The 11,482-nt window shown below is 45.2% G+C and carries 8 protein-coding genes and 1 CRISPR repeat array; of the genes, 3 read left to right on the forward strand and 5 right to left on the reverse strand.

Going from position 1 to position 11,482, the window contains the following annotated elements; translation table 11 throughout:
- Together Q8W40_RS18565 and Q8W40_RS18570 are read right to left on the reverse strand one after the other, a co-directional pair.
- The gene (locus Q8W40_RS18565) at positions 1-546 is read right to left on the reverse strand and encodes a hypothetical protein (protein WP_305399295.1); all 546 of its coding nucleotides are present in this window, start codon (positions 544-546) and stop codon (positions 1-3) included.
- Positions 546-1,544, reverse strand: a complete 999-nt coding sequence (locus Q8W40_RS18570; protein WP_305399296.1) for a hypothetical protein — start codon at positions 1,542-1,544, stop codon at positions 546-548. The genes Q8W40_RS18565 and Q8W40_RS18570 overlap by 1 nt, the downstream gene beginning before the upstream one ends.
- 348 nt (positions 1,545-1,892) lie before the next feature.
- Between Q8W40_RS18570 and Q8W40_RS18575 the strand changes: the two genes are divergently transcribed.
- The 3 genes from Q8W40_RS18575 (at position 1,893) to Q8W40_RS18585 (ending at position 6,101) form a co-directional block, all read left to right on the forward strand.
- On the forward strand, positions 1,893-3,008 hold the full coding sequence (locus Q8W40_RS18575; RefSeq protein WP_305399297.1) for a hypothetical protein: 1,116 nt from the start codon (positions 1,893-1,895) through the stop codon (positions 3,006-3,008).
- Positions 3,005-3,514 carry a hypothetical protein gene (locus Q8W40_RS18580; RefSeq protein WP_305399298.1) on the forward strand — a complete coding sequence of 170 codons (510 nt, stop codon included), beginning with the start codon at positions 3,005-3,007 and terminating at the stop codon, positions 3,512-3,514. The genes Q8W40_RS18575 and Q8W40_RS18580 overlap by 4 nt, the downstream gene beginning before the upstream one ends.
- Positions 3,515-3,638: 124 nt before the next feature.
- Positions 3,639-6,101, forward strand: a complete 2,463-nt coding sequence (locus Q8W40_RS18585) for a hypothetical protein (RefSeq protein ID WP_305399299.1) — start codon at positions 3,639-3,641, stop codon at positions 6,099-6,101.
- 208 nt (positions 6,102-6,309) lie between these two features.
- Positions 6,310-7,591: direct repeats of the CRISPR family, unit length 35 nt; unit sequence GTCTCAACGGCCTATGCGGCCTGAGGTTCTGCGAC.
- 228 nt (positions 7,592-7,819) lie between these two features.
- Here the strand turns inward: Q8W40_RS18585 and cas2 are convergent.
- Genes cas2 through Q8W40_RS18600 form a run of 3 tightly spaced genes read right to left on the reverse strand, consistent with a single transcriptional unit; the run spans position 7,820 to position 11,480 of the window.
- The gene (cas2, locus tag Q8W40_RS18590; RefSeq protein WP_305399300.1) at positions 7,820-8,098 is read right to left on the reverse strand and encodes a CRISPR-associated endonuclease Cas2; all 279 of its coding nucleotides are present in this window, start codon (positions 8,096-8,098) and stop codon (positions 7,820-7,822) included.
- Positions 8,098-10,914 carry a CRISPR-associated endonuclease Cas1 gene (cas1, locus tag Q8W40_RS18595; RefSeq protein WP_305399301.1) on the reverse strand — a complete coding sequence of 939 codons (2,817 nt, stop codon included), beginning with the start codon at positions 10,912-10,914 and terminating at the stop codon, positions 8,098-8,100. The genes cas2 and cas1 overlap by 1 nt, the downstream gene beginning before the upstream one ends.
- Positions 10,911-11,480 (reverse strand): 3'-5' exoribonuclease, encoded by a 570-nt coding sequence (locus Q8W40_RS18600; protein WP_305399302.1) that lies wholly within the window; start codon positions 11,478-11,480, stop codon positions 10,911-10,913. Before Q8W40_RS18600 ends, cas1 begins: the two co-directional genes overlap by 4 nt.
- Positions 11,481-11,482 lie beyond the last annotated feature (2 nt).

Below are 11,482 nucleotides of genomic sequence, written 5' to 3' on the forward strand. Positions count from 1 at the left end.
TTAATAGTGAATGAGCCGAATAGTACGTTTCAGCGTTTCTTGTACGTTGACATCACCAGCATCTTCGCTAAGCCATTCACCAAATACTTGATTGCGAGAATCGGGAATGCCTTTCACCCAGATATTGCCCAATGAATCTTTCACTGCCACCTCGGTGGAATGAAATAAGCTGTGTTTTACATCGGGGGACACCGTTAACACCACATCCCACCCTAAGCTGTGTTGATGAAAGGCAATGCTAAAATGACCAAAATCCCGTTTGTACGAAGTTTGTTTGGTGGAAGATGCCGCAAGTTGATGCTGCAAAGCGCCCCAGTTTCCTTGCTGCCAAAGCAAATCGACCTGCTTAGACAAATCTTGCTTAATGTGCAAATACATGGTGCGAACGGCCGGGGAAAGCCAAATAACCTCTTTTTCCTCTTCAGTAAGAATCGGACCAAGTTCCAACGCTTCCTTTAAGCGAGAATAGGAAACGTAGTGTTTCAAATCCTCTTTTTGTGAGTTAATCACGCTAGCCAATAATTTCTTTGTATCGCCTTTGTTCATTACTGGCTCCCATTTTTTGAAATACTAGTTAACGAAGACAGCTTCATGCACTGCCTCAAAGCATCAATGCCTTTCATCAACATGCGCGTTGCTTTTTTGTGAGAGCATTTTAGCGCGTTCGCGATTTTGGTACTCACGCCCCAATGGGATTCCGACTCAAAATGACCAATTTGAATGGCCTGAAATTGTTCTACACTCTCAGTCTCAAGTTTTTTCATACAACCTTCTAACCGCAGGCTTTGTTCCTCCACCGCCTCAAGGTAATCCACTTGCTCAAAGCTCACCGAATGAGGGCTATCAAACAGGGTGGTTTCTTGTTTGGTTGAATGAAACGAAGAAACAACATGTTGATCAGTTTCATCCAGCTCTGTGTAAAGAGACTCCTCCCCCATGTACAGAAAACAAATCGCCTCTCGAATATCATCATGTTTCGCATGTTGTTGGCTATCATGCTGTTTTTTAGCAACCCGAGATATAAATTCGTCACTCAGTATATCAACGTCCGCTTGAAGCTCTTGCCTAGCGGCACGAATACTTTTGTATAGCGAGCTCCAGCGCTTGATCATCAAAATACATTTTGGGTGAACGCCATCCGCGTACAAAAAATGTTCCCGCCCTTTACCTGCAATAGTTTTACAATGGTTTACAAAGTGAGAGCGCAATAAACGCGCATCCGGTTCGCTCAAAGCTTTGTTCATCACCTTAACGAAATCAATTTTAGAGTGGCAATGAAGCGTCCAACAATCGGCAGCGAGTTCAGAAAGGTTGGAGTTCGGATCTTGTTTACTTTGAACCTCTACCGCGACAAAGTGTTCAAATGCTTGATCAAATTCCAAAAGCCAGTGATTCAGTATTGCCGTTAACTCGGCATCTTCAGGCAAACCCGCCATTCGCATGTCTTCAACCAACAAAGAGGGTTTGCAATCCCAAAGTAGCCTTTGGTAAAGACTGCACAAGTGTTTCCATTCTCTTACAAAATTGGTGTACTTTTTATCCATTTATAAACCTAGGCTCCAGACGTTTGATTTTTTAGAGAGCACTTAACCGGTGTTTTTCAAGGTAACCTTCGCAGTTGAACAAATAGGTTAACAATTTGAATCATACAGATAAGCCATTAAGTGCTTAGATGTGACCGCCTTATAACTTTATAAAGCGAAAATCCCTTAAGCACACGACACGCTCATTCTTGAAGGTGCTCATCTCTTCCGTTTGGCGGAAATCAGAAAACTTTTCAAAAAAACAAAAAAAAATTTTGAAAAAAAGAAAAATTGTTCAAATTCCCGACAAACAAAAATATTGAAAGGCGATAAAGCCTCAAAATAAAATCAACTGAAGAGAGATATATAATGAATAAGGGACTTTCAGCAGCAACATTGCTTCTTTCAACGGTCACAGCGTCGGCATGGTCTAACACTGTTATGGAAACCGATTTACGGCTGTTGCCAGATGGGTCGCGAGTCGAAGTGGAAACACAAATCATTCTATTCGGGAATGATGAAGCGTACTTCCGTCACTACGACCACGAAGACAACTTATTGCAAGAGCACAAACTCGATATTCACTACGATTACGACTGGCTTCAAGTGGCACCAAACCGAGATTTCTGGGTGCTTTCTAAAGGCGAGCTGGGCAGTTGGGATTCCGCAACCAAAACATTCCGTAAAACATCACTGCCATTTAATACTTCAGAGGGCATTGTTCGAACCGACAGCAAATTGGTGCTGTTTGACCAAGGAAACAAGCGATTAAACGTTTACGATAGCAAACTGAACATTAGCGATTTTATCGAAGCAGACAGTTGCAGCGTTAACCAAGGGTATTTTACGTGCTCCACAGACGGCACAGTCAGTTACATCGATGCTCAAACATGGGTTTCGCATGCTACCAAAGACCCACTACCTACAAGAAACCTAGAATATCGCTACCGGATAGACCACAACGACAATTTCATTGTTACCGATAACAACGGAAATGAGCTGTTTAACCGTGCCGTTATGCCAGCCTTTGGCGTGTTTTTTCAGGCTATCAATGAAAATATCATCGTATTACACGATAACTGGGAGCGAGAAACCTACTTTGTAGACTGGCAAGGCAACATCGTAGAGCGGTTCGACTCTATACGCCCAACCAGCAAAGGGTTACACCCCAAGGGGAGCTACTACTACTCCGAGGTCAATTCCCTGTACAAAAGGTCAGATGCTCGAATCCAAACAGGCCGATACGACGATCTCGATTACCTCAATACCAACAACCCAGAAATCATCAACAGCTATCACATCGAATTTACGCCGATTGATAGCACCAACAATGAAAACCCCGATACACCTGATGGTGAAACCGACAACACCACTAACGTTGGTGGATCGGCAGGCTCATCTGGTGGTAGCGCAGGGATCCTTGGGCTGATGGTGTTGAGCTTCTTTGCTGTAAATAGAAAGAACAAAAAGGCAGGTCAACAATGAAAAATTGGATTTTCTTTTGTGTTGCAGGGCTATTTGCCCTGCATACATCGATGGGACACGCGAATGTGCTTAGTAGCGACGTACTCAAGTGGCAGATGCAAAGTAAAGAGCACGGCAGCATAACCAGTTTTTTAGGCAATGGCAGCCGCGCTATGTATGAGGTGACAAAGCTGGATTACCCTAGGCTCATGTTCATACTCAGTTACTCCGATTGCCCATTAACACCTGAAGGGCAACTGTTTGATGAAGAAGACCCACTCACCATTAACCAAACAGAAATCACAATACAGATCGCTTGTATCAATGGTTCCACACTCGCACTTGTCCCAGCCAACAAATTGGAAATGGAAAAAGCAACAAAAGCGTTTTTGCTAGCAAAAACCAGTTACTTATATTGGCGAAGTAATCAAGCCATTACCGCTTTTCATGGAACACAATTTAATTACATAAAAAGCATGGTAGATCTAGAGCACGCTCAGCAAGCGTTTAAGCGAAAGTATCAATAAATCCGCATGGGCGAAAGCCCATGCATTGTGTCGCAATGCCATGAAAAATAGCGCAGTCTCACTGTTTAAGTGTTCAAAAAAATAGATACTGTTGGTATATAAACACGATAACTCAGGCACCAATATGAACGCGCAGTGGCAAGGCTCCCAATCTCGAAAAGATACTCAACCTCGAAAAGACATCCAACGGCTAAAAGAAATCAGCCAACTGAATGATAAAATCGTAGATACAACCACACTCTTCAAAAATACCTTGGCAGCTATAACCCCAAACAACGATGACACATTGGCGCTCCCCCTACTCAAGGCCATGCAACATCGGCTTAAGCTGGCTGATCTACACATCGCCGTGATGAACACCACCGACGAAGCGCTAGCCAGCGCCTGTGCTTATTTAGAACTCGCAGGTGAACACCAAAAATATGATGAGGAGAAATACGAAGCGAAGGAAAATAACCAGCCAATAAAGAAGTTTGAAGATTACACTTTTCCAGATGAGTTCGCGTCAGAACTTTTGAAAAAACTGAAAAAATACAAAACAGAACCGAAAGAACACGAAACAGAACGGGAAATACAAAAAACGGAACTGAAGTGGGTGGGTAGCCCTTATTTACTTTTACTGGGTGAAAACCAAACGCTCGACGAAACCTTCGATTATGAAAAGCTCAATAAAATTGTGTATTCAGGTATTGAGCACATTGCCACATTGAGCGCAGAAAAGCAGGCGGAACTCACTAAACTCGGCTTTCACATCACCCCTTATTCGGAAAACGGCGTTTACCAATTAATTGTTGAACTCAGCCAACCCAAAAAAACGTTGTGGCTCTACTTTTTAGAATGGTGGCTCGATCAAGTCGTGGTGTTGGGCAAACCCATTACCTACTACAACAATACCTTCTTTATGCCGCTGGATAAGCCCACCAGCGCAGAGGGAGAGGCGAAATTCCCAATAGTTACCCCACAATACCACTACGAACTAAAAGAACATTTCCATCCACAAGAATTTAGGGATCTACCAAAAGACGCTTCCCAAAAAGAGAAAGACAGACAAAAAATTGAAAAAGAACGACAAGATCAATACATCGCGGAACAAGAAGCGTGGATGTATTTTCTACCCCACCAGAGAAGCTACCTGTTTAATGAAAAAGTTGAGGACTCAAGCAAGGGCAGGGGTACAGATAAAAACAAAATTAAACCGATTCAGGAGTACCGCTTAATTGGCGAACACAAAAAAGACCTACTGAACGCCGCACGCACAGAAACACTGCTGTGGGAGCTAAAGGTAAGAGACAACCTAACCGTAAAAATGCCCATTAAACAGGTTTACCTTTACCGTTATTTTAACGGATTGATGTACCTCGCCATTCACGTTGAACACCAATTTAAGTGTGAAACCAGCTGGGTTGAAGGCTTGCTCTCGGGCAGTCATACATTAAGGGAAAACTTAGCCACCTACCAGTATGAAAACTGTTTAAAGTTTACAAAAAACGCACGGGTGTTGTACCCCGCCTTTGTAGATGCAGAAAAAGAAGGCAAACATTTCGCAAAAGCCCTTACCCAAAATGGAAAAACGTTAGCAGAAGACAAGCAAGAGGATTTAACGTTTATTGTAGGATCGCAAAAACGTTTCCAAGCCAGCGAAATGCTATCGCGCCCCGTGCGCCACTTACTTTGTGAGTTTCTTTCCTCTAGCGGACATTTGAATGAAAAAAACAAAGAAGGCGAGATAGAAAGAACGCATTGTGCGAATATCCTCGACAGCTACATAAAAACTCTGCCAGACGACCGAATGTTTACCTCCGCGGTATACAGCTACGCGGGAAACTTTCCTCAGAGTGAGGAGCAAATTCAAAGGTTCCATAGCTATGCTCACTACGTGGATGACTCCTCTATGACGTGGGGGTGCTTTAGTGAATTCGCCTACAATCCAGAATTTGTAAAAACGCACCTGAAAGCCAACAGCTACACGCGGTGGAATGGGGCTGGGCTGTTAATGAGTTTTAACGACTACAACCACACATACATAGGGCAGCAAGGGTTCTTTTCAACAAATATCGCTCCAATACACGTGCCTTATATTTACAACCGAATGCTCCTTTCCACCTTGTTTTACAGGCTGTCTTTTGAACACTATAACCGTGAAATAACGTTACAAACCAATGCTCTAATAAATAAAAAATTGCTTGAACGGTTCTTGAAGCATCCATTAAAAGTGCCATTTGGGTTTATCAAGAGACTCATCAAGTTAGCTTGGTTCTTTATTAGGAGAGATTCAGATGGTGTGTATAAGCACATAAAAAAACGACCATTTTCTTCTTTGAAAGAAGAGTTTATTCAGTTTGTCAATCAATATTGGTTTGTTGAGTTAACTCAGCAAATCCAAGGCAAAGAGATGTTTCAGCTAATGCTTAAGCCACTGGAAAGCGAACGCCAGTTTGAGCAAATCAAGTCCGAACTGGATGCTGCCAATGATTACGCTGATGGTAAAAGGAACCGAATACTCGCAGTAGTCGCCATTCTAATTTCATTTGCATCGATTGGCTGGTTATTCGAAGCGATTGGAAAATGGGTAGAAGCAATATTTTAATTTTTTGATTTTAGGATTGAAAAACGCTTCCCTTAAATAGAAAAAACGCCGTAAAGCCTAAGCTTTACGGCGTTTTTTTATTTCCATTTCCAAATAAAGTCTCGCATTCTCAAACGTTTAGCTTAATCATTTCGATCATAGCAATGTCTCAACGGCCTATACGGCCAACGGATTGCGACACAATGTGTGGATGCGTTTTCAAATTCCAGTATTAACGGCCTATGCGACCTGGGGGGCTGTGACTTTATATGAACTGGATTATAGACAACGTACCACCGTCTCAACGGCCTATGCGACCTGAGGTTCTGCGACTTGGTTGACTATACAGTCGGGTGCAACTTTTGGGTCTCAACGGCCTATGCGGCCTGAGGTTCTGTGACTAGAAGTACTTAAAGATGAAAATCAAGTCGCGTTAATTAAGTCTCAACGGCCTATGCGGCCTGAGGTTCTGCGACTTTGGTTGCTGTTGTCAAAAAGGCTCAGTCATTAAGTCTCAACGGCCTATGCGGCCTGAGGTTCTGCGACATATACGATTTCGTAACTTCGTATAATTATGCATGTCTCAACGGCCTATGCGGCCTGAGGTTCTGCGACGTTGGGAGCGTGTTTTTCGTATTTTTCTACGTACGTCTCAACGGCCTATGCGGCCTGAGGTTCTGCGACAGCAATAGCGGTAGTATTAATTGAAAAAGAAGTGAGTCTCAACGGCCTATGCGGCCTGAGGTTCTGCGACGTAAGGTCGAACTGGCAGTGTGGTCATACGTAGAGTCTCAACGGCCTATGCGGCCTGAGGTTCTGCGACTTGTTCGGTGAGTTAGGCGAAACACTAGGTGAAGTGTCTCAACGGCCTATGCGGCCTGAGGTTCTGCGACACCATAGGAATAATCGCAATCTGTATTAGCCTTGTGTCTCAACGGCCTATGCGGCCTGAGGTTCTGCGACTTTTAAAGCTAAGGGTGTAGAGGTTCAGGTATCTGTCTCAACGGCCTATGCGGCCTGAGGTTCTGCGACTATTGGGCTGGTTTTGTTTACACCTTTCCAGGGTCTCAACGGCCTATGCGGCCTGAGGTTCTGCGACACTAAGGGCGTTTAATTCACCCAGACCATGTAGTCTCAACGGCCTATGCGGCCTGAGGTTCTGCGACTAAAATGGCTAAGGTTCCGTTTATGAAAATTATAAGTCTCAACGGCCTATGCGGCCTGAGGTTCTGCGACAGTTTTTCTAGATCATTAAGCGGATATAATGAGAAGTCTCAACGGCCTATGCGGCCTGAGGTTCTGCGACTTAAAATTTAATACATTTCATAAGCAATTTGAGTCTCAACGGCCTATGCGGCCTGAGGTTCTGCGACATAAGGAGAACATTATGTCTATTACAGCAGAAGTCTCAACGGCCTATGCGGCCTGAGGTTCTGCGACTAATAATAGGGTTGGGGCATTATGCCACAACTTTTGGTCTCAACGGCCTATGCGGCCTGAGGTTCTGCGACAGTATCCTAAAATTCTTAAGTCTATTCAGTGAGTTAAATCACGGTTTTTGACGCCCTAAAGTTATCCACAGCGAAATGTCTAAAATGGGCTTAAAAATACACCATAAAACACTGTTTTTCACTATGAAAACAATGTCTTGACGACCTAGGTGTTTTTCTTGGTTTACCTTGAATCGACTATGCGGCTGATTGTTAAAGAGCTTTTCTGTTTTTCCACCAAATAACAGGCTAAATGATCACCGCTTGTGGATAACGTGCGATGGGGTCTCCGTTCACGTCGCTGGACTTTTTCCTTGCTGATAGGGGTAAATAATAAAAAAACAGTTTATCCGTATCCTCTAGATAATACAGGCACTTACGCTTGATTTTATCTAGCGCTGTCACGTTTTTTACACTGATTTCAAATACCGAATATTGCACACGTTCCCCGTGTTCGAGCAGAATGTTGCCCACCTTTCGGCGGGCTTTGTCGTCTTCTATATCGAAGCAAGCTAAATAGATGTCCATTATGGTCTCCATGCCCGAAAATCCGTTTGCTGTCTAATGGATTGGTTTAGCCGAATGGGCTGGCTGAATATGTCATCCAACAGGCGGGTTTGGTGGTTGTTTCTGGGCTGGGTGAGTTCTTGCATGAGCGCGGTAAGCAGTACTTTCCTTGCTTCGCTGCTCATGTTGCAGAACTCGGGGGTGATTTGAAAATCGTCGGGTTTGATTTGCCGGCGGTTAATCAGGGTTAACACGGTGCGCTCTACTACCATGCGAAAAGGCTCTTGCATGTCGGAAGCCAGCGCTGAATGCTTTCCTCTGGGTTGGTGGTATACGCCGTGGGTTGGGCACAACCCCGCAACCCTTACTGCGGCGTCACAGAGATTGTACAAGAAAGTGTAGCCTAAAGAGAGCATGGCGTTCACTGGGTCTTTTGGGGGGCGTCGGTTCCTGCCTGTAAACACCCATTCTTTGCCTAGGGTTTCTTTTAAAAACTGCCACAGTAATTTGGCGGCTTGCCCTTCATACCCGCGTAAGGTTTTTACATCCTCGGCGTTGTGGGCTTTTTGTTTGTATTTGTCTATTTGAATAAGCCCGTGCCACTGCTTGTCGCGCCGGTAGATAACGGAGTGGATCCCCGTCATTCGGCTTTGTACCAGTTCTTTACTGTTTTGTAAGGCAAAATGTTGGTTCTGGCATCGCTGGGCTTGCAGTAACCACAGTGCCGCACCTTCACGGGGGAGGGCATCGGTCGCAACGCCCTGATATTCGCCTTGCTGGCTTAAAAAATAAATCGGGACCTGATTTTCCATGGCTTTGACAAGAGCAGGGGTGGTGATTGGGTGATTCCCCAGCAATACAATGGCTTCTAGGCTTTGCCAGCTGTAGGTGTGTTGGGTTTCTTCTTGTGTGGTTTGCAGCTTGTTTTGGTGGCAGTTGAGCACGGTGGTTTCACCGCATATGATCAATATTGTGCCTTGGTGTTGCCTTTCTCCTATGATGTTGTTTGGAAGTGTATGTGGCGGCGTGTCGGGGATATTTGGACGAAGCTCCAGCGTTTTTTCATGTTCTGCTGCTTTGCTGGTTTCGATGGCGTAGCCATCTATAAACAGGTAACCAAGAAAATGAAACCCTTTCGATTTATGCACCACTTTGGTTTTGGTGGGGTGCAGGTAGAGGTTATGTTCGTTGAGTGATTGATGAATGTGTTCAAGTGCCTCGTGGGCGTGTGCCTCTTTTTTGAACAACAGGATAAAATCGTCAGCGAAGCGCACCAGTTTGTAGCCGAGTTCGTGCATGTCGGCATCAAAATCGTCCAGTATTAGGTTGGCAATAAGCGGGGAAATGGGCGCTCCCTGTGGTAAGCCGGAGGATCTGGGCTCAACTGTGCCCTCTGGTGTTTCTTTCCCTGCTGTGATCCATTTCATGATCATGGCATCCAGCGGTTCATTCGGGAACAGCAGTTCTAGCCGCTTGGTGAGTTCTTCCCAACTTACGGAATCGAAAAAGGCTTTTACGTCGGCTTCTACTATCCATTCATAGCCTTCTTGGACTAGGTGGTTGATTTCTTCTTTGGCGTTCAGGCGCGAGCGCCCGGGCCGGTAACCATAGCTGTTTTTTATCCAGTGGCTTTCGTATATATCGCTTAAGGTTTTAGCGGCGCAGCGCTGTAATATTCTGTCTTGCAGCGGCGGCACCGAGAGTTTTCTTATTTCGCCATTGGGTTTGGCAATATCGACAGGAGTTAACGGCGGTGGCGTGTAGTTGCCTTGCTTAATGTTGAGTAAATCAAACCCTGCCTTTTCCCTTATCTCACCGATGGTGGGTTGTGGAATGCCGTGCTTTTTCTGATTGTGGTGGAGGGCGGCGTTTAGGTTATCTTCGGTAAACGAGAGGTCGAGCAAACTGTGCCCTGCACTGGGGCGCGGCGGCGCTAATGGGTGAAGGCTGTCGTTATCACTGGAAGCACACACGTTATATATGCCGCACCCAAATGCGCGGCTTTGGCCTATGCCTAAGTGCTGCCCTAGCAGCAGTTGCGCCCATTGCATGCGGGTGAGTGGCGAGTCTAAAGTTACGGTAAACTGGGTAAGCAGCCCACCTGCGAACTTGGTGCTTTTCCCGTTACCGCCGTAGCGGTTTTCAAGCCAAATGGCTTTGATTTGGCTGAGTTCTGCTTCGGGCCAGATTGGGCGGGCGTGGCGAATTTGAGTATGGTTTTGAATAAGCTGAATGCAAGCGTCGGAGGCTCTTTGGCTAAACAGCGCCCAGCTGATGTCTTGTTTGTTTCTGCAAAAGCGCTGCGTGCCTTTGGCGTCTTTTCTTAGTTTAAACTGAGCAGGGGTAATAAACTGCACCGAGAGGGTATGCGTGTTTTCGACTTGTTCTATTTGCTGAGCCAGTTGTGGCAAGCCAAACAGGGTAAGTTCGGTAATGGCTTCATAGGGCGCGCCGTTGTAAGCATCGTGTATTGCGCACAGTGTAACGTTTTGGTGCAATAGCCCACTTTTTTTTATGTGCTTGGCGGATTCTGGCAACCGTTGCAGCTGGGTTATTAGGTGTTCCAATATGGGCAAACCCAGTGTGGTAGCGGTAACTTTAAAACGGTAAAGGTATTGGGGAAAATAGTGATGGTGTTGGTTTTCGAGTGGTTCCACCACAATACCAAGCCCAAAATCGGCTGGGCTGCCACATAGGTTTCTTACCCAACCTTGCAATGCAACGTGGTGCAGTATGCCCATTTGGACTTCTTGTGTGAATTGCAGGGTAACAATAACTGAGCGCAAAGGCAGTAAATGAGCAAAAGGTTCCATGGAATCGAGCGGCGGATTGGTCACGGGGCTTCCTTTAGTAGGTGTTCGCATAACACTTGGGTTTGAAAGGCATCAAACAAGGCATGGTGAGGGGTAATTTGTTGTGTGCGTTTCAGTAATTGCTTTTCCAGCCCCAATGTTTTGATGAGTGAATCCCTTTTTTCTTGTGGGTTGAATTGCTTTGTTTTAAGCAATGTCACTAAGTCGAGTGGTAGATAGTTGATGCTTTTCGGAATATGGAAAGCACCACCAAAGAGTTCACAAAAGAATAGCCAATCCCACACGGCGCAATCGGTCCATACTTCTCCCTGCGAGTATGGGGAGAGCCATTGGGTTATCACCTCTGCACATTCGTTGAACGTTACGTAAGCTTCTGAGTGTGTTTGAGCGAGGTTGATAAAAGATTCTTGATGTGTATTTCGCCACTTAAGGTGGCGAATTACGTTGTTTTGTAGCCATTCATCTTGCGGAATCGGGCTGTTTTTTACTTCTAGGTAGAGGCTGCGGTTTTGTTCATCCACCAGTGCTAAGCTAAGCAGCGACGCTGCTTGGCTTAGTTCGGTGAATTCGGTGTCTAGGTAGAGTCGCATGG

Origin of the sequence: Vibrio penaeicida (assembly GCF_030689305.1) — a bacterium.
GTDB classification, from domain to species: Bacteria; Pseudomonadota; Gammaproteobacteria; order Enterobacterales; family Vibrionaceae; genus Vibrio; species Vibrio penaeicida_B.

Excerpts from the sequence above, each read along its gene's own strand:
- Q8W40_RS18565 (WP_305399295.1), bottom strand. The coding sequence starts at position 546 with ATGAACAAAGGCGATACAAAGAAATTATTGGCTAGCGTGATTAACTCA.
- Q8W40_RS18570 (WP_305399296.1), bottom strand. The coding sequence starts at position 1,544 with ATGGATAAAAAGTACACCAATTTTGTAAGAGAATGGAAACACTTGTGC.
- Q8W40_RS18575 (WP_305399297.1), top strand. The coding sequence starts at position 1,893 with ATGAATAAGGGACTTTCAGCAGCAACATTGCTTCTTTCAACGGTCACA.
- Q8W40_RS18580 (WP_305399298.1), top strand. The coding sequence starts at position 3,005 with ATGAAAAATTGGATTTTCTTTTGTGTTGCAGGGCTATTTGCCCTGCAT.
- Q8W40_RS18585 (WP_305399299.1), top strand. The coding sequence starts at position 3,639 with ATGAACGCGCAGTGGCAAGGCTCCCAATCTCGAAAAGATACTCAACCT.
- cas2 (WP_305399300.1), bottom strand. The coding sequence starts at position 8,098 with ATGGACATCTATTTAGCTTGCTTCGATATAGAAGACGACAAAGCCCGC.
- Q8W40_RS18600 (WP_305399302.1), bottom strand. The coding sequence starts at position 11,480 with ATGCGACTCTACCTAGACACCGAATTCACCGAACTAAGCCAAGCAGCG.